The following is a 25,234-nucleotide window of genomic DNA, read 5'->3' on the forward strand; positions in this document are numbered from 1 at the left end:
CGATGTTCCTCGCCAGAAGCTTTCCCTGCCGCACGGCGTGCTGGGCGTTCGGCACCGTCACGGCGCCGGGTCGGCTCACGGCAAGGTCCGGAATCGCCGCGTCGTCGCCGGCACCCCAGGCGTCCGGCACTGGTTCGCTCTCGGTGCCGACCCGCAGGTCGGCTCGTACGATCAGCATCCCGCGCCCGTCGATGGGCAGATCGGTGTGGCTGCTCGTCCGGCTACCGTCGGCTCGGGCCGCAGCTCCAGCCGCACCCGCAACCGGTCAACCCGCTCCATTTCGAGCACCGCGGAGGCGAACAGGTCATCAAACTCGGCCAGCCGCAACGGCTGCTCCACCGTCGGCAGCGTGCACGCCTGCGGCACCCACGACCCCTCACCCAGGGCCCTCTTTTCCGTCATGCTCCGACGGTAGGCCTGTACCTAGGTACAGGATGCAAGCCGCTCGCGCGAGTTCCGGTTTCGGGCGGCCCGGCAAGGTCGAATGGCAGCGAGGAAACACGGGCCAGCGAACGACTGACGTTCAGCTTCAAATCACTCGATCAACACCGGCACCTCGGACGCTGACATGTCCGCTCGTAACCGCAAGTAGCGGACGTGGTGTCGCCACCGGTGATGTTCGTAGGCGGTGTCAACGTCGATTTCCGCGACGAAGATGGGACTGACGGGGGCGTACGGGAGAGGTTGGGGCCGGTCAAGTTGCCCGATCCACGCGGCGGGTAGAGGTTGCGGCCACGGGTGTGCCCCCGTCGGGTCGACGGGCATGAGCAGGCCAGCCAGTTCGGCGCGCTGTACCGGTCGTAGCGGGCTGGATCGGCCGGTGTAGCGGAGCCGTCCGTGCTGGTCGCAGCGGCCCAGCAGGAGGGTCTCGGGGTTGTTGATGCTGGGGGAGACGCCGCCGATGATGGCTTCGGTGGTGCGGTAGGCCCGGACTTTCCGCCAGCCACGCCGGCCCGGCTCGTAGCGCCCGCCGAGGCGTTTGATCACGACGCCCTCAATGCCCGCGGCGGTCCAGGTGGTCAACCATTCGGCGGCTTGGTCGAGGTCGGCGGTCTGTGGGGACAGGGTGAGTTCGGGCGGGTGCGTCGGCGAGCAGTTGTGTGAGCAGGGCACGTCGCTCGTGCAGGGGCCGGTCCAATAGTGGTCGGCCCGGTGGGGCGCTGAGCAGGTCGAAGACGACGTAGTGCGCGGGGTGGCGTCGGGCGATGTCGGGGAGCTGCGCGCCGGCGGTGATTCGTCGCTGCAGGTGGGCGAAGTTGGTTCGTTCGCCTTCCCACACCACGAGCTCGCCGTCGAGGACGGCACCCGGCTCGACGGCTTCGGTGACAGCTCGGGTGATGTCGGGAAAGTAGGTGGTGATGTCCCGGCCGGCTCGGGACTGCAGGTACACGCCGTCGGGCCGGCGGAAGGCCAGTGCCCGCCAGCCGTCCCACTTCGGCTCGTAGGCCAGATCCGATGCCTCAGGGACGGCGTCGACGGCTTTCGCCAGCATCGGCGTGAGCGGCGGACGCAGCCCTTCGGTGGTGCCGCCACGCCGGCGGGCTGGAGTCACCGCAGGACCGATCCACGCCATCGAACTCGAATTTCGCTCACCTCCTCTCTCATGGTTGAGGCGCGCACAGGGGTGGCGCTGGAAGATGCCGAACGGTCGATGGCGGTAGCGGAACGAGAAGCAGGGCGAGGTCCCGCCGGGTGCGCCCAGCTCGTGTCTGCAGGCCAGCGAAGCGCTTCGAAGTTTCGTAGCTGCTTCCTCGCCCCTTCACAAACACGTCCCTCGATGGACATGATCGTCGGAGACGGTTGCCGTCCATCCAGTGCCGAGGAGGCCCCCATGCGGGTAAACCGAGTCTCAGCCCGTTTCCCACGCGTCACGCGCCACGCCGCCGCAGTCGTCCTCGCCGCCATCGCAGGCGCCGGCCTGGTCGGCGTCAGCGCACAGCCCGCGTCGGCCACACCGCCCGGGATCCCGTCGAAGGCCACGGCGCAGTCGCAGCTCAACGCCCTGACCGTGGCGGCGCAGGGCTCCACCAGCGGCTACTCACGGGACCTGTTCCCGCACTGGATCACCATCAGTGGCAGCTGCAACACCCGCGAGCAGGTCCTCAAGCGCGACGGCACCTCCGTCGTCGTCAATAGCTCCTGCGCGGCCACCTCCGGCCGCTGGTACAGCCCCTACGACGCCGCAACCTGGACAGCCGCCTCCGACGTCGACATCGACCACGTCGTGCCCCTCGCGGAGGCGTGGCGCTCCGGCGCCAACTCCTGGACGACCAGCCGCCGGCAGAGCTTCGCCAACGACCTCACCCGCCCCCAACTGATCGCGGTGACGGACAACGTCAACCAGTCCAAGGGCGACCAGGACCCCTCCACCTGGCAGCCGTCCCTGTCGTCGTACCGGTGCACCTACAGCAAGATGTGGATCACCGTGAAGTACAGCTGGGGCTTGAAGCTGCAGTCGTCGGAGAAGTCAGCCCTGCAGAGCATGCTCAACACCTGCAGCTCCTGACACAGCCCCTCGACCGCCGGGGCGTCCTCTGCGGGACGCCCCGCCGGCCGGACTATGCCTGCTGTGGCGAAGACGGTGCGCTGTCGCCAGCCTGCTTGCGCCACTGACCGCCCGCGTCGGCGGCCAGGAGGCGCTTGACCATCGCCAGAGCATCCGCCTCCGTGTCGAACTCCCAGCGCAGCACCCGGCCGTTCTCGCTGTCGCCAGCGCGGGCGACGACCTTCCACCGGACCTCACGGGTCAGCCAAACATCCCGGCGGCCCAAGCGCCCCCAGTTGGGTCGGGCCGAAGCGCGGTGCCGGGCTTTCGACCGGTCCGTTTCTTCGGCCCGCCCTCCGAACCGGACGTGCAACTTTCGCTGCATCCGGCTCTCCACGGACTCACGTCGGTTGGGTCAGGCGACGCGTCAGGGGTGTCCAGGGGTTGGGGATCACGCTGCGGCGTCGGTATCGGGACACGGTGACCGAGGCCGGGTTGAACAGGGTCAGTTGTCCGTCGATGATCGTCCACCCGCCGGCCATGAAGCGCCGTCGGAGTTGCTTCCACGTCAGGCCCTTGTGCCTCTTGCGGATCCAGATCGCTGTCCGGCGCCAGGTGAAGGCACCGAGGTAGCTAAAGGTCCGTTTCGACACGCCGTGCTTGAAGTAGTTGCTCCACCCCCGCAGTACGCCGTTGACGCGTTCCAGCAGGGCGGTCAGGTCGGCTTGTGCTGAGCTGTGGGTGAGCGTGCGGACCTTGTCCTTGATCGCGGTGACCGCTTTCTTGGACGGGTATGTGTATACGCAGCGCCTGCCCGTGCCTCTCTTGCGGTGTCGCTGGATGCGGAAACCGAGGAAGTCGAAGCCCTCGTCGATGTGGACCACCATGGTCTTCGGCGGCGACAGGCGCAGGCCCATCCCGGCGAGAACCGTGGCGACCTCGTCGCGTAGCTGCTCGGCGTCACGCCGATCGCCGTGCACGAGGATGACGAAGTCGTCTGCGTAGCGGACGAGCCGCCAGTTCGGCTGGCCGTGCCGGCGGCGTTTCGCGCGCAGACCTCTCGTCGACATCACCGTCTGCCACACGTCCTGGGCGAAGTCGTCCAGCACGGACAGGGCGATGTTGGCCAACAGCGGAGACAGGATGCCCCCTTGCGGCGTCCCGGTGTGCGTTTCCTCGCGGGAGCCGGTCTCCGTGAGGACCCCGGCCTTGAGGAACGCTTTCACCAGGCTCAGTACGCGCTTGTCTCCGACCCGTTGACGCACCCGCGCCATGAGCGCGGCGTGGTCGATCGAGTCGAAGCACGCCTCGATGTCCGCTTCCAAGATCCACTCATACGATTTGGATGTCAGAAGATGGATGTCGGCGATCGCGTCCTGAGCGCGACGGCGTGGCCGGAAACCGAACGAGCACGGATGGAAGTCCGCCTCGAAGATCGGCTCCAGCACCAGCTTCAGCGACGCCTGCACGACCCGGTCCGCGACGGTGGGGATACCCAGCCGACGCTTCTTGAGGCTGCCCGGCTTCGGGATCAGCCGCTCCCGCACTGGAAGCGGCTGGAACTGTCCCGACCGGACCGCCTCCCGGATCATGCCCATGAAGGGTTCCGCACCGACCAGCGCCTGAAGGTGATGGGCGGTCAAGCCGTCCACACCAGCGCTGCGCGAGCCGGTGTTGCTCCGCACCCGATCCCACGCCACCACCAGGAACGCGGGATCGGTGACAAGGTTGAACAGATCATCAAACCGACGAGAACCGTCCTCGCCTGCCCATCGATGCAGCTTGGTTTGAATCTCCAGTACCCGCCGCCACGCCTCATCGAGGCTCGGCCACGGCGCGCCGGTATTCACCAGCGACCTCCTGGCATGACAATCCCTCCCTGCGAGCCCGCTGCCCGCCTTCGCCATGTGGACGGCTTTCCCGCCCTCGGACTACTACGCGGACTCCGCCCCGCCCGGGTGCCACGGCAGGACAACGCGCCCTCCCATCTCCGCCACGCTGGCTGCGCCGCGGCGGGTCCGCACCCCGACAGTTCCCACGTTCACCACCGATCGATCGACGGAGGAGGTGCCCGACTTTGCCCCTGCGGCACGTTGCGGATACGCCGTAGACCTTCCCCGCAACCACCATGACGAGGGGAATCAACCCCGCCGTGGCGTCCACCCGGACGGCGCTAGCCCGGATGGTTCGTCCGCGATCCCGGCCCCTATCCACCAGATTTGAGCCGGTGGTGGAATTAAGAGGCTTTACACGTCGGTTCCTCGCGTACACCTTTCCGTCTCGCTTGCCGAACCTGGGCTGTCTGGCAGTGCCAGCCCATCCCGGCGTTGTCGAGGCTGCTTCCCACCCTCCCGCGCGTTCCCGCGGTCAGGCTGCCTCCAGCTTCACGCCCGCTGCTACGACAGCGAACGGGTGAAGGTCTCCCACCTCCACTCGATCAAGTAGCGCCTCGTGGCGCACGATGCCGTTCCACCAGCGTCCCGCCACGTCCTCCACCAGCGCATCGTACAAGTGTTCGATCGCCGGTGGGTGCGGGGTGGCGACGTCGCCAACCTTGAGAGCCTCACGTCAGCGTCGACTCCACGATCACCCGTGCCCACCAGCATGCCGCCGGCGCCCGGACCCGGCCGCAGGAGCAGAAGGAGCCGCCCGGCGGCGTCGAGGACGAACCCGCCGACCACGCCCTGGGTCGTTCCCGCGGCGGGCTGACCACCAAGCTGCACCCGGGCGGCGAGCAAGGCCAGAAACCATTCGCGGTGGTGGTGACCGGTGGGCAGCGCGGTGACAGCCCCCAGTTCACCCGGGTCCTGGCTCGTATCCGGGTGCCGCGGGCCGGGAGTGGGCGTCCGCGGACCCGCCCGGACCGGGTCCTGGCCGACAAGGCGTACAGCTCGGCCGTCAACCGCGAGCACCTGCGAAAGCGCGAGATCAAGGCGACGATCCCGATCAAGGACGACCAGGCCGCCAACAGGTGCAGGAAGGGGTCGAAGGGCGGTCGGGCACCGTCCTTCGACCCTGAGATCTACAAGCAGCGCCACGCCGTCGAGTGCGGCATCACTCGGCTCAAGCGCCACCGCGGCCTGGCCACCCGGTACGACAAGCTCGCAGTCCGCTACCAGGCGACCATCCACGTCGCCGCGATCAATGAGTGGCTGTAGCACTGCGAGCCATACCCACCGATTGGAGATGTGCCCGTAACGCCAGCGTGAGTTCGCTCTTGTGCTCGTCGCCCACGCGCAGTTCGCGTGAGGGATCCAGGTACCCGAACACCCCACCGCCACGCCGATCGTCAGGAAGATCGGCCATCCGCGGGACGAAATGGAAGTGGACGTGGCTGACGCCTTCCTTCTCAGCGAACTGCACCACGTAGGTCTTCATGCACCCAGTCACCGTCCCCAACGCACGAGACAGGCGCACCTGCCAGGCGCCGAGGTCCGCAGCTTCGGCATCGGTCAAGTCGGCGATGGACGTGACATGCCTGCGTGGGATGAGGACCAGCCATCCGGGCAGTGCAGTGTCGATCGCATGCGCCACCCGCCAATACTCATCTGCAGCGATCCGCTCCCACTCCGGCAGCACGTCAAACCGGTCATTGTTGCCACACACCCAACAGTTCATGATCGGCACAGTAGACAACAGCGGGTCAATGCAAGAGCTCGACGACCTCTGAAACGCGACCTAGCCTAGGCCGGCGCGGAGCAGGCCACCGGGGCGGCGAGCCCGGTGCGGCGAGCCGCGCGACGCCGCCGAGCGCGGCGGTCAACCCACGTCTAAGTCGCATGACATGCCTCTTGATCAATGCGCCGGAGGCTAGCAGTTAACTTTGTTAAATGTGAATGCGCAGTAATCTGTCAGCACTTGGTTCACGGCGTGAAGCAGGCCGCCGGGGCGGCCGAGAGAGGATGGCGGCGGACGTGGACGCCAGACGCACCACCGTGCGCGACATGCGTCGTGCCAACCGGTCGGTCCTGCTGACCCGGATCTGGCTGGACGGCCCGCTGAGCCGCCCCGAGCTGGGGCAGTCCACGGCGCTGAGCCTGGCGAGCGTGAGCAACCTGGTCGGCGAGATGATCGCCGAGGGCCTGGTCGAGGAGGCCGGGTTGGTCGAGTCCGACGGTGGCCGCCCGCGGGTGCTGCTGCGGGTCGCCCCCGGCTACGGCTACCTGGTCGGAGCCGACGTCGGCGAGACCCGGGTGCAGGTCGAACTCTTCGACCTGGCGATGACCGCCCTCGCCAAGGCGGAGTACCCGATCGCCGCCGCCGAGCCCGACCCTCGGCAGGTCACCGGCCACCTGCTGCACGGTCTCACCGCGGTGATCGAGCAGGCCGGCATCGACCCGGCGGCGGTGCTCGGCTTCGGCGTCGCCGTGTCCGGCACCGTCGAGCGCGCCGCCGACGCCGTGGTGCACGCGCAGACCCTCGGCTGGGACGGCGTGCCACTCGGCGCCATGCTGCGCGCCGGCACTGACATCCCGGTGCACATCGACAACGGCGCGAAGACCCTCGGTCAGGCCGAGATGTGGTTCGGCGCGGGCCGCGACGTCCGGCACGCGGTCGTTGCCCTGGTCGGCTCCGGCGTCGGGGCCTGCGTGATGGCCGACGGCGTGGGCTACCGCGGCGCGCACAGCAGCGCCGGCGAGTGGGGGCACACCACCATCGTGTACGGGGGCCGCCGCTGCCGCTGCGGCAACCTCGGCTGCCTCGAGGCCTACGTCGGGGCGGAAGGGGTGCTCGACCGGTTCCGCCAGGCCAACCGCGGTCGCCCGGCTACCGGCGGCGACGAGGAGACCGCCTTCGGCGAACTGCTGCGCGCCACCAGCCGCACCGCCGCCAAGGTGCTCGACGAGACGGTCGGCTACCTCGGCGCCGGGGTGGCGAACCTGGTGAACCTGTTCAACCCCGAGCGGGTGGTGCTGGGCGGCTGGGCCGGCCTGGCCCTGGGCGAGCGCTACCTGCCGCAGATCCGCGAGGTCACCGCGCGGCACGCGCTGCGCCAGCCGTACGCCCAGACCTCGATCGAGCTGTGCCGGCTCGGACCGGACGCGGTCGCGATGGGCGCGGCCACCCTGCCAATGGCCCGGCTGCTGCGCGACGGCGGCGTGCCGCGCGAGCCGGCCGCCCGGGTGACCTTGGCGCCGGCGCGGCCGGCGCAGCGGCCCCAGTCGCGGACCCGCTGAGCCACCAGGCCCGCGGCGGGAGTGCCGCCGACCCGGCCCCGGTTCAGGACGGGAGGGCTTCTGCTGGGCCCACCTCGGCCTTGTCCGGCGGCAGCGGGCTCGCCCGTGGCGGTCACCACAAACGAGGCGAAATATCGACCGACCGCATCCTTGATGATTGTCACCCTGGACGGGCTGGCAGGCGGATGCCGGCCAGTGCGGCCGCCCGGGAGATCCCGAGCGGCCGCCCCGAGCGGCCGGGTCAGCGCTCCCCGCGCACCCGCCGGACGGTGTCGCGGTACCACTGCGCGCTGCGCTTCGGCGTACGCCGCTGGGTGTCGTAGTCCACCCGGACGATGCCGAACCGCTTGTCGTAGCCGTACGCCCACTCGAAGTTGTCCAGCAGCGACCAGGCGAAGTAGCCGCGCACGTCCGCGCCGGCCTGCCGGGCCCGGGCCACCGCCCGCAGGTGCTCGGTCAGGTACGCCACCCGGTCGTCATCGGCCACGAACCCGTCGGCATCCGGCTTGTCGTCGAAGGCCGCCCCGTTCTCGGTGATCACCAGCGGCACGCCCGGGTAGTCCCGGTGCAGCCGGACCAGCAGCTCGGTGAAGGACTCCGGCACGATCTCCCAGTCCATCGCGGTGCGCGGCAGGTCCCGGCGGATCACCCGGCGCACCGGCTTGCCGTGCTCGTCCCGGTCCCGGCCCTGCTCGTCCACCCCGGAGTGGACCTGCCCGAAGTAGAAGTTCACGCCGAGCACGTCGATCGGGGCAGAGATGACCTCCAGGTCGCCCTCCTGCACCGGGACGCGGACCCCCTCGGCGGCCAGGTCGGCCACCACGTCCTGCGGGTAGGAGCCGCGGAACACCGGATCGAGGTAGAGCCGATTACCCAGCCCGTCGGCGGCCCGGGCGGCGTCCCGGTCGGCCGCGCTGTCGGTGGCCGAGTCGGCGGTGGACAGGTTGACGGTCAGGCCAAGCTCGATCGGGGTAACCGCCGCCGCACGCAGCCGCTGCACCGCCAGCCCGTGCCCGAGCAGCAGGTGGTGCGCCGCGGCGATCCCATCGCCCAGGTTCCGCCGGCCCGGGGCGTGGTTGCCGTACGCGTACCCGAGCATCGCCGAGCACCACGGCTCGTTCAGCGTGGTCCAGGTCTTCACCCGGTCGCCGAGGGCGCCAAAGACCAGCTCCGCGTAGTCGGCGAACCGGTAGGCGGTGTCCCGGTTCGGCCAGCCGCCCGCGTCCTCCAGCTCCTGCGGCAGGTCCCAGTGGTAGAGCGTCACCCACGGGTCGACCCCGCGGCCCAGCAGCTCGTCCACCAGGCGGTCGTAGAAGGCCAGTCCGGCCGGGTTGGCCGGCCCGCGCCCACCCGCCTGCACCCGCGGCCAGGCCACCGAGAAGCGGTAGGTGTCCAGGCCCAGGTCGGCGATGAGCGCGACGTCCTGCGGCATCCGGTGGTAGTGGTCGCAGGCCACGTCGCCGTGGTCGCCGTTGGCCACCGCCCCCGGGACCCGGCAGAAGGTGTCCCAGATCGACGGCGTCCGGCCGTCCTCGGCCACCGCGCCCTCGATCTGGTACGACGAGGTCGCCACCCCCCACCGAAAGGTCGGCGGGAGGGTGTCGATCGGGTCGGCCTGCCCGGTGGTGGTCGGGCGGGTGAGGTCGGTGTCCATGGTTCTCCTCGCGGTTGCGGGTAGTTCGGTCGGACGAGGGAGGTCAGTGGGGGACCGGCGTGGCGCCGGGGTGCAGCCAGCAGGCGACGGCCCGGCCTGGGTCGCCGCCGGGTGCTCCCAGTGCCGGCACCTTCTTGTCGCACGGGTCGAACGCCTTCGGACAGCGCGGGTGGAACGCGCAGCCCTCCGGCATGGCCCGTAGGTCCGGCGGGGAGCCGGGGATGCCGGTCAGCTCGCGGCGCGGGCCGCGCAGCGCCGGGAAGGAGTGCAGCAACCCCTCGGTGTACGGGTGCAGGGCCTGCCCGTACAGCTGCGCGGCGGGCGCCTCCTCGACGATCCGGCCGCCGTACATGATGGCGATCCGGTCGGAGAACTCGACGAGCAGCGACAGGTCGTGGGTGATGAACAGCACCGCGAAGTCCAGCCGATCCCGCAGCTCGGCGAGCTGGCCGAGGATCTGCCGCTGCATCACCACGTCCAGCGCGGTGGTCGGCTCGTCCATGATGACCACCTGTGGCTCCAGCGCCAGCGCCATGGCGATCATGACCCGCTGCCGCATCCCGCCGGAGAGCTGATGCGGGTAGCTGTCCAGCCGGTCGGCGGCGATGCCGACCAGGCGGAGCAGGTCCCGGGCCCGGGCCAGCCGACTCGCCGCCGTGCTCCGCGGCTCGTGCGCCTTGATCACGTCGAGCAGCTGGGTGGAGACCTTGTGCACCGGGTTCAGCGAGTTCATCGCGCCCTGGAACACGATGGAGGTCTCCGCCCAGCGGAACTGCCGCAGCTGGGCCGGGCTGAGGGTCAGCACGTCGACCGGCGGGCCGTCGACCGGGTGGTAGACGACCTGGCCGCCGCTGACCACGCCGGGCGGCGGCAGCAGCCGGGTCAGCCCGTACGCCAGGGTGGACTTGCCGCTGCCGCTCTCCCCGGCCAGCCCCAGCACCTCGCCCCGGTGCAGGGTCAGGTCGACGTCGCGGACGGCGTGCACCGCCGCGTCGCCGAGCCCGTAGTCGACGCGCAGTCCACGGATCTCCAGCACCGGATCGCTCATCGCACAACGTCCTCTCGGGTGGTGGCAGCCCGTGGCGTCGGGACGGACGGGGTCGGGGCCAGCACGGGGGTGAAGCCGACCCGCATCCGCACGCTGCGGCCATCGGCGGTGCGGATCCGGGTCCTGCCGGCGCTGCGCAGCCGGGGGCTGACGAACTCGTCGATGCCGAAGTTGATCAGGGCGAGGGCGGTGCCGAGCAGCGCGATGGCCAGCCCGGCCGGGACGAACCACCACCAGGCGCCCTGCGCGAGGGCCTGCTGGCCCTGGGCCCAGAACAGGATGGTGCCCCAGTTCCAGGACGAGATCGACGAGATGCCGATGAAGGCCAGGGTGATCTCCGACATGACGGCGAAGATGACGGTGCCGACGAAGCCGGACGCGATGATCGCGGTGAGGTTGGGCAGGATCTCGAACAGGATGATGCGCCACGGCCGCTCGCCGGTGGCCCGGGCCGCCTCGACGTAGTCGCGGCGCCGCAGGGACAGTGTCTGGGCGCGCAGCACCCGGGCGCCCCACGCCCACGAGGTGCAGCCGATGATGAGCGCGACCAGCGTGTCGCTGGCCTGCTCGACGATCGACGTCACGATGATGATCAGCGGCAGCGCGGGGATGACCAGGAACACGTTGGACAGGGCCGACAGGCCCTCGTCGGCCGCGCCGCCGATGTAGCCGGCGGTCACGCCGATGAGGATGGACAGGATCGTCGCCAGCACGCCGGCGACCAGTCCCACCACCATGACGCTGCGCGCGCCGACCAGGATCTGGCTGAAGATGTCCTGACCGAGGTGGGTGGTGCCGAACCAGTGCCGCAGCGACGGCGCCTGGAGCACGTCGCCGCTGCGCGCGTCCGGGTTGTACGGCGCCACCCATGGCCCGATCACCGCGAAGAGGCAGTAGATGCCCAGGATGACCAGCCCCGTGGCGGCCTTGGCATTGGCGATGAACCGGAACCGGCGCCGCTTCGCCCGGCCCGGCGCGGCCGACGGCTGCGCCATCGCCCCCTGACCGGGGATGACCTGCTCGATGCTCGACGGTGAGATTGTCATCGCTCAGCTCTTTCGGGTCCGCGGGTCGAGAAGCAGGTACGCGACATCGGCGAGCAGGTTCGCCACCAGCACGGAGATCGTGATGATCAGGAAGATGCCCTGCATCAGCGGGTAGTCCTTGGCGCCAACGGCCTGGAAGAGCTGGTAGCCGAGCCCGGGGTAGGAGAAGACGATCTCCACCAGCAGCGTGCCACCGACGATGAACCCGAGCGACAGGGCGAAGCCCGAGACGTTGGGCAGTAGCGCGTTGCGGGCCGCGTAGCTGAGGGCGACCCGGCGCTCGGACAACCCCTTCGCGTGGGCGACCGTGATGTAGTCCTCCGAGGAGACGGTGACCATCATGTTGCGCATGCTGAGGATCCATCCGCTCATCGAGGAGACCAGGATGGTGGCGGCGGGCAGGATGCTGTGCTGGATCGCGCTCGGGATGAAGTACTGGTCGAACGCCGGCACCAGGCCCGCCTCGTAGCCGCCGGAGGACGGGAAGAAGCTTCCCGGGCCGGCGAACAGGGCGATGGCCACGAGGCCCAGCCAGAAGTACGGGATCGAGGACAGGAACGTGGTGGCCGGCAGCAGGCCGTCGACCCAGGAGCCGCGCCGCCAGCCGGCGCCGACGCCGAGCGCGGTGCCGAGGAGGAAGCTGATGATCGTGGTGATGCCGACCAGGCCGACCGTCCACGGCAGGCTGTCGCCGATCACCGTCGACACCGGCGCCGGGAAGAAGGTGAACGACAGCCCCAGGTCGCCGTGGAGGAGCTGTCCCCAGTAGTGCAGGTACTGCTCCCAGACGTTCTCGTTCGCGTCCAGCCCGAACAGCACGCGCAGCGACTCGATGGCGTCGGCGCTGATCCGGCCCTGGTTGCGCGAGATGAGGGACTGCACCGGGTCGCCCGGGACCAGCCGCGGGATGAAGAAGTTGAGCGTGATGGCCGCCCATGCGGTGAACAGGTAGAAGGCCGTGCGCTGCAGGAGGAATCTCATCGTGTCTCCCCCAGGGCGGCGGTGTCGTCCCGCTCGATCGCCGCCGGGGGCGGTGGCACGGCCGGGTCGGCGTCGGGCGCGGCGGAGCCGGGAGTGTCGGCGGCGACGGTGGCCGGGTCGTAGAGCCAGCAGGCCGCCCAGTGGTCGAGCCGGTCGCCGATGGTCAGCCGTGGCGGCAGGTCCACCGTGCAGCGCCGCATGGCGTGCGGGCACCGGGGGTGGAACCGGCAGCCGGCGGGCGGGGTGATCAGGCTCGGCGGTTCGCCCTGACCGCGGTCCTCCCCGGCGGCCGCGTCGACGCCGGCGCCGTCGCCGGTGATGCGCTCGGGGTCCGGCGCTGAATCGGTGAGCAGCCGGGTGTACGGGTGGGCCGGGTTCTGGGTGACGGTCTCGCTGTCGCCGCCCTCGACCATCCGGCCGGCGTACATCACGATCGTCTCGTCGGCGAAGTAGCGGGCCGAGGCGATGTCGTGCGTGATGTAGAGGATGGCGATGTTGAGCCGCTCCTTGAGGTCTTGGAGCAGGTTGAGCACGCCGAGGCGGATCGAGACGTCCAGCATGGAGACCGGCTCGTCGGCGAGGAGCACCTCCGGGTCGGCGCCGAGCGCCCGGGCGATGGCGACGCGCTGCCGCTGGCCGCCGGAGAGCTCGTGCGGGAAGGCGTCCAGGTAGCGCTCGGGTGGGGTGAGGCTGACCCGGGTGAGCAGCTTGCTGAGGGCCGCCTCCAGCTCCTCGGCGCCGCGCCCGGCGTTGCCGTGGATCCGCAGCGACCGGGTGAGGTGGTAACGGACGGTGTGCACCGGGTTCAACGACGCGAACGGGTCCTGCAGGATCAGCTGGACCCGCCGCACGTACGACCGGAACGGACGACCGCCGTGCACCCTGGTCGACGTGCCATGCAGGCGGAGGTCGCCGGCGGTGCGGGGGTAGATCTGGGCCAGCAGCCGGGCCACCGTGGACTTGCCGGAGCCGGACTCCCCGACCAGCGCGGTCACCCGGCCGCGACGCAGCGCGAACGATACGTCGTCGACGGCGTGCACGACTGCCGGCGTCCGGGTTAAGAGGCCACGCAGCCGCCGGCGGACGGGGAAGTGCTTGGTCAGGCCGACGGCCTCCAGCACCACCTCGTTGGCCGGCGCCGCCACGCTCTCGCTCAACGTCATGCCGAGTTCCTGTCTGGGATTGCGGGGTCACGAACATCGGGTACCGCCTCCCCGGTCGGCTGGGGCCGACCGGGGAGGCGGTGCGGGGGTCAGCTACCGGCGGGCTTCAGGTGCAGGACCACGTCCAGCGCGTTGGGCTGGGTGGGCTGCATGGCGCCGTACGGGTTCGAGTCGTCCGGCCAGCCGGTCCAGTTCTTCGTGCTGTACGCGCCGCCGATGTTGTCCGCGCCGACCGGGATCATCGGCATCTGGTCGACGAAGACCTTCTGCAGAGTGTTCATCGCGGCGGTGCGGGCCGCCTCGTCGGTGGCGTTCGCGTACGCCTTCAGCGCCTCGGTCGCCTCGGAGTTGTTGAAGCGGCCGAAGTTGCCCGCGGGGGAGGCGGTGCCGATCGGCTTGAGCTGCTGGCCGTCCATGACCGTCCGGTAGATGTCGTACGGCGTGGCGCCGCTCTCGGTCCACCGGAAGGTCGCCTCGAAGTTGCCCTGCTCGACGTTGCGGAACCAGGCGTCCTGGTTGGCCTTGTCGACCGTGGCGGCGATGCCGATCTTCGACAGGTTGTCCTTCACGATCTCGAGGCTCGTCTGGTAGTCGGACCACCCGGCCGGGTCGGTCAGCTTGACCGTGACGGCCTTGCCGGTCTTGTCCTTGAGGGTGTTGCCGTCGAGCTTGTAGCCGGCGCTGGTGAGCAGCGCCTTGGCACCGTCGACGTCGACCTTGTGGTCCTGGCCCTTGAACTCCGGTGCGATGAACGAGTCACCGGCCGGGCTGGGCAGGCCGGTCACGCTCTTCACCAGCGGGTGGAAGTAGCCGGCCTCCGCCGTGGTGAAGATGTCCTCGCGGTCGATGACCATGCTCATGGCTCGGCGCAGCGTGGGGTCGTCGAACGGCTTCTTCGTGGTGTTGAGGTAAAGGCCGTGGATGCCCAGGACCGGCGGGGCCCACACCTTGTGGTGGGCCTGGTCCTTGGCGACGAAGACCGTCTGGTAGTTGGGAATGAAGACGAAGCTCCACTCCGACTCGCCGTTGGCCAGGGCGGTGGTCTGGGCGCTGTTGTCCGTGTAGGAGGTGTAGCGCAGTTCCTTGACCTTCGGCAGGTCCTGCCAGTAGCCGCTGTCGCGCACCGCCAGGGTCATGCTGGCCGGGGTGAACGACTTCAGGGTGTAGGGGCCGCTGCCGACCGGCTGCTTGACGGTGTCGGTCGTCGGGTCGCTGATCTTCTCCCAGATGTGCTTGGGCACGATCGGCACCCGCCACAGCACCTTCTGCTGGTTCACGAACTGCGGAGTGGCCATCTTGATGGTGACCTCGTTGCCGCTGGCGGTCGCGTCCGTGTAGGGCACGCCCTGGTCGTTGAGCGCCGGGTACTTCTTGACCAGGTTGTAGGTGAAGGCGACGTCCTCGGCGGTGACCTTCTGGCCGTCCGACCAGGTGGCGTTGTCTCGGATAGTGACCTTGACCGAGGTGTAGTCCGATGACCACTCGGCCTTGGTCGCCAGCCACGGCTTGAACGGGTCGGCCGGCTTCACCGGGTTCCACATCATCAGCGGCTCGAAGATCTGCCAGCGGTAGCCCAGCGAGGCCGCGGCGGACGTGGTGAGGAACGGGTTGTTGTTCTCGGCCTGCGGGCCGTTCGGCATGCCGACGTTCAGCACCGTCGCCGCCTGGTCGTTCTTCTTGTTCGCGTTCGGGCTGTCGCCGCACGCGGCGACGCCGGTGGCCATCGCGCCGGCCAGCGCGACGGCGAGGAACTGCCTTCTTCTCATGGAGGTCTCCCTCGGTGCTCCCGCAATCCTCGAGCGGGATGTGGTGGATGGAGGGTGTGCGGTGTTGCCACCGGTGGGCGCGGTGCTCCCGCCGGTGCGGGTGGTGGATAAGCGGTGGCGAGGTCAGGTAGCGCCGGTCGAGGCGCGAACGGTGAAGTTGGTGGGAATGACGGTCGGGGTGTCCGGCAGCGGCGTGCCGGCGAGGTGGGCGATGAGCGTGCGGGCGGCGGCCGCCCCCATCTCCCGCAACGGCTGACGGACCGAGCTCAGCGGTGGGTGGGTGTGCCCGGCCAGGGGCAGGTCGTCGAAGCCGACCACCGCCACGTCGTCCGGGACCCGCCGGCCGGCGTCGCGCAGCGCCTGGAGCGCCCCGGCGGCGGAGAGGTCGTTGTGCGCGAAGACGGCGTCGAACGGCACGCCGTCGGCGAGCAGGCGTTCCACCGCGACCCGCCCGCACTCGAAGGTGAAGTCGCCCTCCACGACGAGGGCGGGGTCGATGGGCAGGCCGGCGTTGGCGTAGCCGTCCGCGAAGCCGGCCAGCCGCTCCCGGGTGCAGCCGAAGCGGCTCAGGCCGGTGACGACCAGCGGCCGCTTCCGCCCGTGCGCCAGCAGGTGCGTCGCCGCGGCTCGCGCGCCGGACTCGTTGGTGGTGCGCACCGACGGGAAGCCGGGCTGGTGGCCGCGGTCGTCGATGAGGATGACCGGCAGGCCGCGCTCGTGCAGCTCGGTGATGTAGTCGAGGGTGCCCTCCGGCTCGACCACGAGTAGGCCGTCGAAGGACTTCGCGGAGACCTGGGAGGCGAACCGCCGCATCGACTCGTCGCCGTGGGTGCAGGTGAACAGCAGCATGCCGTACCCCTCGGCCTCGACCACGTCGGCCGCGCCCTGGAGCACCTCGCCCATCCAGGGCCAGGTCAGGGCGGGCACCAGCATGCCGACCACCCGGGTACGCCCGCGGGCCAGGCCGACCGCGCGGGCGCTCGGCACGTACCCGAGGGCGTTGATGACCGCGCGGACCCGGTCGGCGGTGCGGACGCGCACCTCGCCCTTGCCGTTGAGCACCCGCGAGACCGTCGTCTTGCTCACTCCCGCGCGGGCGGCCACGTCGGCGATGGTGATCGGCACGTCACGCTCCCGGGGCGAAGGGGTGAGGGGGTTGTGTCGGAACCGGTTGCGGAACCGGTTCCGTCGCAGTCAACCGAAGTGGCGGCGGTCACGTCAATAACGGACGGGTAACGAAACATGGCTAAGTTCGACACCTGAAAAAAGTGCCCATGGGCAGCGCGGCCGATCCAGGGTGTGGCCAGCGTCGATGCGAGGAAGCCGGGTCGTCAGCGGGGAGTGCCGGCGCCTACGGCTCCGTTGCGCTGAGCGTTGGGAAGATCGAGGCAGGCTTGAGCAGTGACGTCATCGGCCCGAACTGGCCCGTGGCTGCCTCCGAAGTCGGCGTTCGCCGGGTTCCGGTTCCCGCCGTCGGTGATCGTGGTCGCGGTCCGCTGGTACCTGCGGTTCAACCTGTCCTATCGCGACGTTGGGGGGTTGCTGGTCGAGTGCAGCGTGGAGTTGATCACGTCACCGTCTACCGGTGGGTGCAGCGGTTCACGCCGTTGCCGGGCGACGCGGCCCGCTTTTGCCGGCACTCGCCAGGCGGCAGGTGGCTCGTTGATGAGACGTACGTCAAGGTCAACGGAGTTTGGCGGTATGTGTACCGCGGTCGACCAGTACGGGCAGGTCATCGACGTGCTCGTCTCGGCCCGCCGGGACGCCGGCGCGGCTCGGCTGTTCTTCCGCCGGGCGCTGTCGACATTGAAGGTGACGCCCGCGGAGGTCGTCACCGACGCCGCTGCGGTCTACCCCGGCGTGCTGGGTGAGCTGATCCCGTCGGCGTGGCACCACGTCGAGCAGTACGCGAACAATCCGATAGAGGCTGATCACAGCCAGAAATCCTTCACGAGTACGAACATGCCGCTGACCTGGGCGGACGAGGTTTCCGGCAAGGGTAGGGTCAGGCGGGCCGGGCGCGGGCGTAGACGTCGCCCGAGTTGGCCTCGTGGGGCAGCGCCCGCAGGTACGCCGCGACCTCGCCCGCCGGCCGCCAGCCATCGAGGGCGAACGCCATCTCGTCGCCGAGCGCCACGGTGAACCTGGTGAAGCCCAGCCGGGTGAGCCGGTCCAGGCAGTGCGCGGCCAGGTCCCGTTCGATGGTGGTGAACTCGAAGGACAGCGCCGGCAGGGGGCGGCTCAACCCGGCCAGCACGGCGTCCTCGAATCCCTCCACGTCGATCTTTACGAAGCCCGGTACGCCGTGCGCCGCGACCAGGGTGTCGAGTGTGGTTCCGGCCACCTCGATCTCGACGTCCCAGATCTCGTCCTCCCAGCCGCCGGCCCCCTCGGCGGCCTGCAGGAAATCCGCCGACGCCGTGGAGATCGTCGGGTTCGCCGAGTTGACGTGCAGCCGCACCGGCCCGGTACACGCCCCGCACGCCGCCTCCACCACGGTCACCCGGTCGTCGTCCGCGTAGAGGGCGCGCAGGGCCCGGGTGCAGAGCGGTTGCGGCTCGACGGCCACCACGCGGGCGCCCAGCCGCCGGAAGCTGCCGAGCCGGTCGCCCACGTGCGCGCCGACGTCGAAGACCAGGTCCCCTGGGCGGACCAGGGGCGCGTAGAACGCGTCCATCGCCGCCTCGCGGGCCGGGTCGCCGTAGTACGCCTCTAGGGAGCGGCGCAACCCGGACAGGGTCGGGTCCGCCTTGAGTGCCTCCACCGCGCTGAGGTCATCGACCACTGGTCTGACCGTAGTCGCGTCCGGAGCAACGCGAGGGCGATTCGCGTCCATTTGCGGGTACCCCTGGATACCCAGCCTCCTAGGACGGCGTAGACGGGGGGCCGTAGCCATCGCTTGGCGACGGCTTGGGTCGCCGTTGACGGCACGCGCGAGTGCGCGACGTCCAGCGGTCATCCAGCCAGATCACCGCGCCGGGCGGGACGGTACCGGCGTCAAGTAGGACCTGCAGCGCATCGTGCTCGATTTCGGATACGACCACGGGTCGCCGGTCGTACAGGCCGCGGGCGGCCTCAGCGGCCGACCCGGACTTACCTGCGGCCGAGGGGCCGTGTACCAGCACGATCGAATGCGCAGCCAGCACCGCGCGCAGCTGAGGGTCCAACTGGTGCCGCTCAGCGTAGGGAAGCTGTTCCTCGGAGCCGTCCGCGCCGTGGCGCGGACGCCGGACGCCGAGCACTTCCAGCGTGGTCTCGCCTAGCAGCGGCAGTCGACCGCCTTGGGCACCCCGCGCGAGCCGGTCAACGGTCGCCTGCCGGGTGCGGGTCTCGGCCTGGAGCGCGTCAACCTCCGTTCGGCGAACGTCGGCGGCTGCTCGGGCCCAGCGCCACACCACGGCGCACCCGGCGGCGACCATCATTCCCACCGCCACAAGAGCCCCGATCACCTGGGCTGAACAAGTAGCCGAGTTGAGGACGCGACCGACATCAGGATTCGGGCATCAATCGAGACCTGAAGGAGCGAATGACGCCAGGAAGGTCACCGTCGATGTCAAGGCTTAGGGCCGCAACGGCAATCAAGACTGGAGCGCGACGGCTCGCAGGGCGATGTCGATGGAGGCTTGGAGGTCTTCGCAGCTCGCGCCGGCGGCGGCGTGGACGGCGTGGCCCTCGCTGAGCGCCATCACGAATCGTGCCAGCGCCCTGGCATCCATGCCTTCCGGGAGGTCTCCTTCCTTCGCCGCGCGAGACAGTCGTTCTTCGAGGGCGGACTCGGTGGCGGCCAGGATCTCGGAGATGCGGGTGTTCTCCGGCGAGCAGGCATAGAAGCCCAGGCCAGCCAAGTGGCAGGGTTTGGAACCCCACAGGTAGCCCCTGTCGGCGGCGGATCCCCGGTCCGGCGGGCCCGCGTCGCGATCGTTGTTGGACCCCGCCGCGGCAAACAAGCTACACCCGTCGCGGAGCGGTGAACTCGCTCGACCCGAGTGCCCGGCGACCCGGAGGGCACGGTCTCGCCGGGCGCCATTCGGGGTAGCGCGGCTCTCACGGGACCCGCTACCCTCCGCCCTCATGGTTACCTCCAACAAGATCAGCGAGTGGCGGACCAAGATTTTTGTCTGGATCGGCCTGCCCGTCATCGCCATCGCGGGGCTGATGTTCGGCGCTTTCGATCTGGTTCCGACATGGCAGGCAAAGGCCGGCCAGGGTACGCCGGGCACCTTCACCGCGGTCCGCGAGGACTGTGGGCGGCGCAACTGCACATGGTACGGCGACTTCGCCGCTACCGAGGGTGGTGGCCAGCGGACCGACGTCATCCTCTACGACGAGCCCGACGGGCTGGCGGCAGGCGACACCGTTCCGGTGCGCGACACCGGTGCACGCAACGGCGTCTTCGCCACGGCGGGTGGATCCACCTGGCTGCTGCTGACGGGGTTCGTCGTCGCGGGCGTGATCGCGGCCGTGGCCTGGGTCATCATCCTGGTGCGAACGGTCAGCCGCCGACGCGCGCCCGCCCCAGCCGTCTGATATCTGCTCAGCTCATCCCGGCTGGAAGGTCGCTCCCGTCGATTGGGAGCGGCCTTCTCGTTCCAGCTCGCTCAGATCAACCACGTGTCACATCCGGCCTGGTATCCCATGTACGGCTCGAACACGGAAAGGCAGGCCAGGGCGGCTCCATCCCCGCCCACGCCGCCGCGCCCGCCAACGCCGACATGAGCAACTCGCCTGACGCGGTGCACCACACCGCGCGGCAGGACGGTCACACCCTGGCCAGCCACGCGGCGCCGAGCAGCACCGAACTCGCGCGTGTCACGGCCGGCCGGGAAGACACCTACACCGTGCAGCGTGGGGACACCCTGTCCGAGATCGCCGAGCGGTGCCTGGGCGACGCCCACCGCTGGCCGGACATCTTCGCCCTCAACCGCGTGGACAGCGGACAGCAGTACCGGCGCGAACCCGACCCGGGGAGCAGGTTGGGAGCAACAGGGTGCGCTGAACGGCCCTGAACTGCGCCGAACGGCGTCGAGCGGCGGCACCCACCCCTGCCTGCGGCTCCTCGTTTCCGCAGGTCAGAGTCGGTGCAGCCGTCCTGTTTCACACCGTAGAGGTCACTGGCTCGATCCCAGTTTCGCCCACCATGAATATATGCAGGTAGCGAGCCCGTCATCGGAACCACCGGTAACGGGCTTTCGCGCTGTTGCCCTTCAATTGGGAGCAGATTGGGAGCACGCAGCTTCGTGGCGGCGCCGGCCTACGCCCAGCCGGCCTCACGGTGAACCGCTTTGCCGTTGAGAGATGTTCAGCTGCAATCGCTGCTACCGCCCGGCACTTTGGCCAACCGGCAGTGGCCGCGACGCGCCGCGTGACAACGCGGTTGCCGCGGTGCGCGAGGTGACGACCGACGCGTGGCTGCTGGGCACTCAGGTGGGCGTGGCCATGGCCGACCCGCAGGGCAGCAGCGGCGGGACCGTGGAGTTTGCTGGAGGCGCCCAGCGCCGACATGCAGGTGGCCGAAGAGCACGCGGCGCAGGTGCGGGCCCGCCGCGGGCGGTAGGCCGGCGGGTGACCAGATTACGGCCATTATGCCCTGAATTAACCTTACGATGAGGTCTCTTCATGGAGGTGCTAGGACCATGCCGACGTATATCGCGTTGCTGAGCTGGACCGATCAGGGCATCCGAGGCTACAAGGACACCGCGAAGCGCGCCGAAGCCTTCACCGCAGCGACACAGACGCTCGGGGCGAATCTCCTGAACATTTACTGGACCGTCGGTCCGTACGACCTCGTGGCCGTCGTCGAGGCGCCCGACGACGAAACCGCCACCGCGGCGCTCCTGCAGCTCGGCGGGGCGGGTAACGTCCGTACCACGACCCTGCGGGCCTTCGGTCGAGAGGAGATGGATCGCATCATCGCCAAAACCGTTGGCTAAGGCCTTTCACACACTGCCAGTCCGGCGCCCGGCGAGCCGGCCCAGCCATCGCTTCTAACTTGATCTTTAACCCGTGCGGCGTGGACGGGGATTGACGGACTTCGTCTTCTTGCGGCTGCTGTCTTGGCGTTCGTGGTGGTCGCGGTCTGGACGTCGTAGCGCGGGGTGGGCTGGTTGTTGCGGCGGCCGGGTGGTCGCCCCGGGCCTGGCCAGCAGGGTTTCGGTGCGCCGGCCCGACAGGTGAGAGGCTGTCGCACAGCTTTCGATCTTCAGCTGTCAAGAGTTCTTGCTGGTGGCCGTCCATATTGGATGATTATGTCGTGCTGTGGGATACAACTTCATCTCCTGCAGCCCGGACGACTCCGCGCCGATCAGGCATGACGTGCGTGGGTGGCTGCCGCCGCAGCATCTGTGCTGGCAGGTCCTGAAGGTCGTCGGTGAGCTCGACCTGTCCGGGTTCGTGCGGGGCTATCGTGCTGATGGCCAGGGCGCGGCGGCGTATCCGCCGCAGGTGCTGCTGAGCTTGGTGCTGTACTGCTACTGCAAGGGCGTGCGCTCGACGCGCAAGATCGAGGCCGCTTGCCTCGATGATGTGGGCTGCCGGGTCATCACAGGCAACCAACAGGTTGATCATGCCACCGTCGCGCGGTTCCTGCGTCGTCACCGCGAGGTCCTGAAGGCGCTGTTCGTGCAGGTCCTGGCGCTGTGCGTCCGGCGCGGGCTGGTGGACCTGTCCGCGGTGGCGGTGGACGGCTCACCGATGCACGCGGCCGCCGCACGCTCAGCCAACCGCAGCCTGGACGCCTTGGAGACCGTCATCGCCGGCGGCGAGGCGCGATTGGACCGGCTGGCGGAGGATACGGACGAAGCGGCTGCCGAGGGCCACCGTCGGCTCATGGCCACAGATAGCCATCTGCGGCGGCTGTCGCAGCTCAGCGATCGCTTGACACGGGCCCGGGTGGCCCGGGACAAGCTGTTCGAGCGTTCGCTGCCCTCGGCGGGCGAGATCCGGATCAAGGTGGAGGCCGCGCAGCGGATGGTGGCCAGAGCCGAGGCGCGCCTGGCCGAGGTCACGGCCGGCCAGCAGCAGCGGCTGGCCGACTACGCCCGCCGGACGCTGCAGGATCAGGCCGTGGGCCGGCGGCGCGCTGCCGGGCGCCCGCCGGCCAGTATCGAGGCCAAGACCAAGGTCGTTGCTCAGCAGGCCCGCCTCGCCCGGGCGCAGGCCGCGTTGCACCGTGCGCGCTACCCGCGACCGATCCCGTCCGCGGCGGCCAGGGCCTCGCTCACCGATCCGGCGTCGCGGCTCATGCTCGGCAAGCACGGCGGATACGTGCAGGGCTACAACGTGCAGATCGCCTGCGCACGCAACCAGGTGCTCCTCGCGATCGAGCTGCAGGACAACCCTGCCGACACCACCGCACTCGTCCCGGTCATCAGACGTGTTCAACACAACTGCGCAGCCGCTGGGCTGACCCGCGACGTCGCGGCGTGGCTGGCCGACAGCGGCTATGCCAGCACCGCGAACTTCGCAGCCCTGGCCGATCTCCCGCTACTGGTGTCGATCACCAAGGAGTACAAGCAGACCCACGCGACGCCACCCGGGCACAACGTCCCCGCCGGCCACCGCGAGATGGCCGCCCGACTGGCATCCGCCGAAGGCAGGAAGCTCTACGCCCGCCGCGGCGCCATCGTCGAACCAGGCTTCGCCCAGCTGTTCCAGCGGTTCGGACGCCGCGTGCACCAACGCGGCACCGCCGCCGTCGACTCCGAGATCAAACTCCTCGGCGCGGTGCACAACCTGAACAAGATCTTCCGCCACGATGCCAGGCAGACGACCTCTTGACAGTCGAAGATCGAGAGCTGTGCGACAGCCTCGTGACCTTCACACGGAGGTGCCGAAACCCTCGGCGGACGCGGGCGGGTGACAGACGCCGCGGTGGTGCGGGCTTCTCCCAGGGGCGGCGCAGGTCGGCGGCGAGGGCGCGGGCCAGACGGAGCTGGGTGTAGGCGGCGAGGATCAGCCAGGTCCATAGGTCGGCGGCTTGTGGGGTGCGGATCTTGGGGCAGGTCCAGCCGAGGGTCTGCTTGAACAGGCGGAACGTGTGTTCGATGTCGAAGCGACGCAGGAACGTCTGCCAGAGCAGGTTCACGTCGTCCGGGGTGGCGTCGACGCCGGACCACCACAGCCAGACCGGCTTCGGGGTCGCGCCGCTGGGTAGTGGTCGACTTCCAAACGGATCACGGTTCCCTCGATGACCGGCAGCACTCAGCGGTCTAGGCGGATCGGGTGGGTCAACCGTGGGTGCAACCGGTTCCAGGCTCGGGCCCACGCCGCGCCGTAGAGCCGGGTGTCGGCGGCGGTGGCAACGTCCGGCTCACCCCAGGTGGTGAGATCGCCGAAGACGAACTCGTCGCCGTGCTTGCCCGGTCTGCCGATCGTCCCGGGCTGCCAGGCTGGCACTGCTCGGCGTAGTACCCGGTCTGAGCGCATCCGAGCGAGGACCTGCACGGGCAGGTCACGTCCTCCAGCAACTGCCCACACCGACACGAGCTACCCCGACCAGGTCCGCGGCCCGGCCGAGCCCGTTTCAGCCCGGCCGAAGCCGACCGCCACCTACAGCACCACGCCACGGCCGGTGCCCACCAGCTCCCGGCCGAAGCCTCCACCCGCGCCCACGACCGACCCGCGATTCGGCACCTGCAAAGAGGCCAACACCGCCGGCTACGGCCCGTACTACCGCGGCCTCGACCCCGAGTACGCCTGGTACATCGACCGGAACAAGGACGGCGTGGTGTGCGACTGATACGCCCCCAGCCCCGGCGGAACGGAGCAACCGATCAACACTTGTGCCCACCGCTACGCCCTGCCGCTCCTGGCTGTACCCGGGCCAAGGTCGCACACGGTGAGTGCGGCGAAGACGGCGAAGGGGGCGACGCCGGACGAGTGTAGATGTAACGCCCCACATTCCCGCGACGCCTGTAAATGATGGAAAGGTCGGGTGCGCGGCCTGACGAACGGGCGGGACCGCACCACCCCCGCGATCTCGCCCGGTACCTGTTCCGAACAGCGCACCATGAAGCCCGTCGGGAGATATCCCTATGGCGAATTCGACACCTCGTACCCCGCCGCCGCGCTGGCCGGGCAGCCGCAACGGCGTTGCCGCACCTGCCGCCTGGAACCTGCCAACCCAGCCACTTCCCCAACAGCCGCAACGCTCAGGCGAGTGGTGGCCCTATGCGGTGTTCGGCGCAGTGACCCTACTGCTCGGGTGCTTGGCGATGGTGGTGGTCCTGCTGGCCAGGTAGCCCGCGGGGCGCAGTTTCTTACTGGGCCGGAGGCTGAGGCGCTCGGCCGCTTCGGAGTGTGGGACGGGAGCCGCTACCACCTGCGGTTCTCGGACGGCCCGCAGCCGGTATAGCACCCCGTGGGACCACGGGCGCCGACGGCATCCCGTCCACGGTCGGCCCAGCTGCGAGGACGGGCGAGGCGGTGGTCGTGGTATACCCCCGGTCATCTCCCGCCGTTCTGACCTGGGCGGCTCCGCGTCAAGAACCAGGGAATTCAGCCGCGGGGATGGACTGGCTGATACGGAAGGCCGCTCTGCTGGTGGGCAAACCACCTCACTGTCCGCCGGCCCGCCGCGGTGCCGCCCAAAGGGCGCAACTGGGGCGCACAGGCGACCTGATGGTGGTGCGGCCGGCCGCCAGATCCGTGAATCCGCGGCCGGTAACGTCCAAGAGCGAGGAACCTAGTCGCGGGGCCCTCCGTGCTGGAGGAGATCACGCGGACAACCGCGGAGGCCACCACGAAGCTGATCTCCGTCGACCCCACACTGCGGCATAACTGCCACGCAGCGCGGCGGCTGCTCGACGACGCCGGCGCAGCGCGCAGAACGTCGACTGCCCAGCCGTCATCAACTGCCCGCGGGTTAGGAGCCGGCGCCCGTCGGGCTGAGGAAGACGAACCGGATCGCCGGGTTA

The 25,234-nt window shown here is 69.6% G+C and carries 24 protein-coding genes and 4 pseudogenes; 10 read left to right on the plus strand and 18 right to left on the minus strand.

Going from position 1 to position 25,234, the window contains the following annotated elements; all coding sequences use genetic code 11:
* Nucleotides 1–171 precede the first annotated feature (171 nt).
* From ACWD6N_RS33130 to ACWD6N_RS33140, 3 genes and pseudogenes are all read right to left on the minus strand, one after another.
* On the minus strand, nucleotides 172–402 hold the full coding sequence (locus tag ACWD6N_RS33130; RefSeq protein WP_450005994.1) for a hypothetical protein: 231 nt from the start codon (nucleotides 400–402) through the stop codon (nucleotides 172–174).
* 132 nt (nucleotides 403–534) lie between these two features.
* A complete protein-coding gene (locus ACWD6N_RS33135) occupies nucleotides 535–987 on the minus strand; it encodes a hypothetical protein (protein WP_450006034.1) in 453 nt (150 codons plus the stop codon).
* A 3-nt stretch (nucleotides 988–990) separates the two neighbouring features.
* Nucleotides 991–1,573, minus strand: a pseudogene (locus ACWD6N_RS33140) (ATP-dependent DNA ligase); the annotation flags it as partial.
* Nucleotides 1,574–1,831: 258 nt separating this feature from the next.
* Between ACWD6N_RS33140 and ACWD6N_RS33145 the strand changes: the two are divergent.
* Nucleotides 1,832–2,506, plus strand: coding sequence for an HNH endonuclease family protein (locus ACWD6N_RS33145; RefSeq protein ID WP_450005996.1), 675 nt, complete (start codon nucleotides 1,832–1,834; stop codon nucleotides 2,504–2,506).
* Between the two features lie 52 nt (nucleotides 2,507–2,558).
* On the opposite strand, the gene ACWD6N_RS33150 is transcribed toward ACWD6N_RS33145, so the two are convergent.
* The 3 genes from ACWD6N_RS33150 to ACWD6N_RS33160 all read right to left on the minus strand — a co-directional run bounded on the left by ACWD6N_RS33150 (nucleotide 2,559) and on the right by ACWD6N_RS33160 (nucleotide 4,981).
* Entirely contained in the window at nucleotides 2,559–2,870 is a 312-nt protein-coding gene (locus ACWD6N_RS33150) for a hypothetical protein (RefSeq protein ID WP_450005998.1), read from the minus strand.
* 16 nt (nucleotides 2,871–2,886) lie between these two features.
* A complete protein-coding gene (gene ltrA / locus ACWD6N_RS33155; protein ID WP_450006000.1) occupies nucleotides 2,887–4,335 on the minus strand; it encodes a group II intron reverse transcriptase/maturase in 1,449 nt (482 codons plus the stop codon).
* A gap of 517 nt (nucleotides 4,336–4,852) precedes the next feature.
* Nucleotides 4,853–4,981 carry a hypothetical protein gene (locus ACWD6N_RS33160; RefSeq protein ID WP_450006002.1) on the minus strand — a complete coding sequence of 43 codons (129 nt, stop codon included), beginning with the start codon at nucleotides 4,979–4,981 and terminating at the stop codon, nucleotides 4,853–4,855.
* 71 nt (nucleotides 4,982–5,052) lie between these two features.
* On the opposite strand from ACWD6N_RS33160, the pseudogene ACWD6N_RS33165 reads away from it, so the two are divergent.
* A pseudogene (locus ACWD6N_RS33165) lies at nucleotides 5,053–5,643 on the plus strand (IS5 family transposase); the annotation flags it as partial.
* Here the strand turns inward: ACWD6N_RS33165 and ACWD6N_RS33170 are convergent.
* Nucleotides 5,627–6,103 carry an HIT family protein gene (locus tag ACWD6N_RS33170; RefSeq protein WP_450006004.1) on the minus strand — a complete coding sequence of 159 codons (477 nt, stop codon included), beginning with the start codon at nucleotides 6,101–6,103 and terminating at the stop codon, nucleotides 5,627–5,629. The pseudogene ACWD6N_RS33165 and the gene ACWD6N_RS33170 overlap by 17 nt on opposite strands.
* A 296-nt stretch (nucleotides 6,104–6,399) precedes the next feature.
* On the opposite strand from ACWD6N_RS33170, the gene ACWD6N_RS33175 reads away from it, so the two are divergent.
* Nucleotides 6,400–7,662: an ROK family protein gene (locus ACWD6N_RS33175; RefSeq protein WP_450006006.1), complete on the plus strand. Its 1,263-nt coding sequence runs from the start codon at nucleotides 6,400–6,402 to the stop codon at nucleotides 7,660–7,662.
* 241 nt (nucleotides 7,663–7,903) lie between these two features.
* Here ACWD6N_RS33175 and ACWD6N_RS33180 read toward each other — a convergent pair whose 3' ends face one another.
* The 7 genes from ACWD6N_RS33180 to ACWD6N_RS33210 form a co-directional block, all read right to left on the minus strand.
* Nucleotides 7,904–9,316 carry a GH1 family beta-glucosidase gene (locus tag ACWD6N_RS33180; protein ID WP_450006008.1) on the minus strand — a complete coding sequence of 471 codons (1,413 nt, stop codon included), beginning with the start codon at nucleotides 9,314–9,316 and terminating at the stop codon, nucleotides 7,904–7,906.
* A gap of 43 nt (nucleotides 9,317–9,359) precedes the next feature.
* Nucleotides 9,360–10,364 (minus strand): ABC transporter ATP-binding protein, encoded by a 1,005-nt coding sequence (locus ACWD6N_RS33185; RefSeq protein ID WP_387329199.1) that lies wholly within the window; start codon nucleotides 10,362–10,364, stop codon nucleotides 9,360–9,362.
* Complete coding sequence (locus ACWD6N_RS33190) at nucleotides 10,361–11,410, minus strand: ABC transporter permease (RefSeq protein ID WP_449941110.1); 1,050 nt, start codon at nucleotides 11,408–11,410, stop codon at nucleotides 10,361–10,363. The genes ACWD6N_RS33185 and ACWD6N_RS33190 overlap by 4 nt, the downstream gene beginning before the upstream one ends.
* Before the next feature lie 3 nt (nucleotides 11,411–11,413).
* Nucleotides 11,414–12,391 carry an ABC transporter permease gene (locus ACWD6N_RS33195; protein ID WP_354968644.1) on the minus strand — a complete coding sequence of 326 codons (978 nt, stop codon included), beginning with the start codon at nucleotides 12,389–12,391 and terminating at the stop codon, nucleotides 11,414–11,416.
* On the minus strand, nucleotides 12,388–13,554 hold the full coding sequence (locus tag ACWD6N_RS33200; RefSeq protein ID WP_450006011.1) for an ABC transporter ATP-binding protein: 1,167 nt from the start codon (nucleotides 13,552–13,554) through the stop codon (nucleotides 12,388–12,390). The genes ACWD6N_RS33195 and ACWD6N_RS33200 overlap by 4 nt, the downstream gene beginning before the upstream one ends.
* Nucleotides 13,555–13,643: 89 nt before the next feature.
* Complete coding sequence (locus ACWD6N_RS33205) at nucleotides 13,644–15,320, minus strand: ABC transporter substrate-binding protein (RefSeq protein WP_450006013.1); 1,677 nt, start codon at nucleotides 15,318–15,320, stop codon at nucleotides 13,644–13,646.
* Nucleotides 15,321–15,443: 123 nt separating this feature from the next.
* Nucleotides 15,444–16,445, minus strand: coding sequence for a LacI family DNA-binding transcriptional regulator (locus ACWD6N_RS33210; RefSeq protein ID WP_450006015.1), 1,002 nt, complete (start codon nucleotides 16,443–16,445; stop codon nucleotides 15,444–15,446).
* Between the two features lie 306 nt (nucleotides 16,446–16,751).
* Here ACWD6N_RS33210 and ACWD6N_RS33215 point away from each other — a divergent pair.
* A pseudogene (locus tag ACWD6N_RS33215) lies at nucleotides 16,752–17,261 on the plus strand (IS6 family transposase); the annotation flags it as partial.
* Between the two features lie 64 nt (nucleotides 17,262–17,325).
* On the opposite strand, the gene ACWD6N_RS33220 reads toward ACWD6N_RS33215, so the two are convergent.
* The 3 genes from ACWD6N_RS33220 to ACWD6N_RS33230 all read right to left on the minus strand — a co-directional run bounded on the left by ACWD6N_RS33220 (nucleotide 17,326) and on the right by ACWD6N_RS33230 (nucleotide 19,267).
* Nucleotides 17,326–18,105 carry an FkbM family methyltransferase gene (locus ACWD6N_RS33220; RefSeq protein WP_450006017.1) on the minus strand — a complete coding sequence of 260 codons (780 nt, stop codon included), beginning with the start codon at nucleotides 18,103–18,105 and terminating at the stop codon, nucleotides 17,326–17,328.
* Nucleotides 18,106–18,184: 79 nt separating this feature from the next.
* A complete protein-coding gene (locus tag ACWD6N_RS33225; RefSeq protein WP_450006019.1) occupies nucleotides 18,185–18,739 on the minus strand; it encodes a hypothetical protein in 555 nt (184 codons plus the stop codon).
* Between the two features lie 159 nt (nucleotides 18,740–18,898).
* Nucleotides 18,899–19,267 (minus strand): hypothetical protein, encoded by a 369-nt coding sequence (locus tag ACWD6N_RS33230; RefSeq protein ID WP_450006021.1) that lies wholly within the window; start codon nucleotides 19,265–19,267, stop codon nucleotides 18,899–18,901.
* Between the two features lie 124 nt (nucleotides 19,268–19,391).
* Here ACWD6N_RS33230 and ACWD6N_RS33235 point away from each other — a divergent pair, with 124 nt between their 5' ends.
* From ACWD6N_RS33235 to ACWD6N_RS33250, 4 genes are all read left to right on the plus strand, one after another.
* The gene (locus tag ACWD6N_RS33235) at nucleotides 19,392–19,847 is read left to right on the plus strand and encodes a hypothetical protein (protein WP_450006023.1); all 456 of its coding nucleotides are present in this window, start codon (nucleotides 19,392–19,394) and stop codon (nucleotides 19,845–19,847) included.
* A gap of 185 nt (nucleotides 19,848–20,032) precedes the next feature.
* Entirely contained in the window at nucleotides 20,033–20,326 is a 294-nt protein-coding gene (locus ACWD6N_RS33240) for a LysM peptidoglycan-binding domain-containing protein (RefSeq protein ID WP_450006025.1), read from the plus strand.
* A 627-nt stretch (nucleotides 20,327–20,953) separates the two neighbouring features.
* Nucleotides 20,954–21,250 carry a GYD domain-containing protein gene (locus ACWD6N_RS33245; protein ID WP_450006027.1) on the plus strand — a complete coding sequence of 99 codons (297 nt, stop codon included), beginning with the start codon at nucleotides 20,954–20,956 and terminating at the stop codon, nucleotides 21,248–21,250.
* A gap of 325 nt (nucleotides 21,251–21,575) precedes the next feature.
* The gene (locus ACWD6N_RS33250) at nucleotides 21,576–23,096 is read left to right on the plus strand and encodes a transposase (RefSeq protein ID WP_450006029.1); all 1,521 of its coding nucleotides are present in this window, start codon (nucleotides 21,576–21,578) and stop codon (nucleotides 23,094–23,096) included.
* A gap of 31 nt (nucleotides 23,097–23,127) precedes the next feature.
* Here ACWD6N_RS33250 and ACWD6N_RS33255 read toward each other — a convergent pair.
* Nucleotides 23,128–23,774 (minus strand): annotated as a pseudogene (locus tag ACWD6N_RS33255) (NF041680 family putative transposase); the annotation flags it as partial.
* 115 nt (nucleotides 23,775–23,889) lie between these two features.
* Here ACWD6N_RS33255 and ACWD6N_RS33260 point away from each other — a divergent pair.
* Both ACWD6N_RS33260 and ACWD6N_RS33265 read left to right on the plus strand, forming a co-directional pair.
* Nucleotides 23,890–24,057, plus strand: coding sequence for an excalibur calcium-binding domain-containing protein (locus ACWD6N_RS33260; RefSeq protein ID WP_450006031.1), 168 nt, complete (start codon nucleotides 23,890–23,892; stop codon nucleotides 24,055–24,057).
* Between the two features lie 963 nt (nucleotides 24,058–25,020).
* The coding region (locus tag ACWD6N_RS33265; RefSeq protein ID WP_450006033.1) for a hypothetical protein at nucleotides 25,021–25,234 on the plus strand (214 nt) is incomplete at its 3' end.

Source organism: Micromonospora sp. NPDC005163, assembly GCF_053599835.1.

Coding starts and splice junctions, on each gene's coding strand:
- ACWD6N_RS33145 (WP_450005996.1), top strand. CDS start 1,832: ATGCGGGTAAACCGAGTCTCAGCCCGTTTCCCACGCGTCACGCGCCAC.
- ACWD6N_RS33180 (WP_450006008.1), bottom strand. CDS start 9,316: ATGGACACCGACCTCACCCGCCCGACCACCACCGGGCAGGCCGACCCG.
- ACWD6N_RS33170 (WP_450006004.1), bottom strand. CDS start 6,103: ATGAACTGTTGGGTGTGTGGCAACAATGACCGGTTTGACGTGCTGCCG.
- ACWD6N_RS33245 (WP_450006027.1), top strand. CDS start 20,954: ATGCCGACGTATATCGCGTTGCTGAGCTGGACCGATCAGGGCATCCGA.
- ACWD6N_RS33235 (WP_450006023.1), top strand. CDS start 19,392: ATGGTTACCTCCAACAAGATCAGCGAGTGGCGGACCAAGATTTTTGTC.
- ACWD6N_RS33200 (WP_450006011.1), bottom strand. CDS start 13,554: ATGACGTTGAGCGAGAGCGTGGCGGCGCCGGCCAACGAGGTGGTGCTG.
- ACWD6N_RS33150 (WP_450005998.1), bottom strand. CDS start 2,870: ATGCAGCGAAAGTTGCACGTCCGGTTCGGAGGGCGGGCCGAAGAAACG.
- ACWD6N_RS33185 (WP_387329199.1), bottom strand. CDS start 10,364: ATGAGCGATCCGGTGCTGGAGATCCGTGGACTGCGCGTCGACTACGGG.
- ACWD6N_RS33225 (WP_450006019.1), bottom strand. CDS start 18,739: ATGGTCGCCGCCGGGTGCGCCGTGGTGTGGCGCTGGGCCCGAGCAGCC.
- ACWD6N_RS33205 (WP_450006013.1), bottom strand. CDS start 15,320: ATGAGAAGAAGGCAGTTCCTCGCCGTCGCGCTGGCCGGCGCGATGGCC.
- ACWD6N_RS33195 (WP_354968644.1), bottom strand. CDS start 12,391: ATGAGATTCCTCCTGCAGCGCACGGCCTTCTACCTGTTCACCGCATGG.
- ACWD6N_RS33130 (WP_450005994.1), bottom strand. CDS start 402: ATGACGGAAAAGAGGGCCCTGGGTGAGGGGTCGTGGGTGCCGCAGGCG.
- ACWD6N_RS33190 (WP_449941110.1), bottom strand. CDS start 11,410: ATGACAATCTCACCGTCGAGCATCGAGCAGGTCATCCCCGGTCAGGGG.
- ACWD6N_RS33240 (WP_450006025.1), top strand. CDS start 20,033: ATGAGCAACTCGCCTGACGCGGTGCACCACACCGCGCGGCAGGACGGT.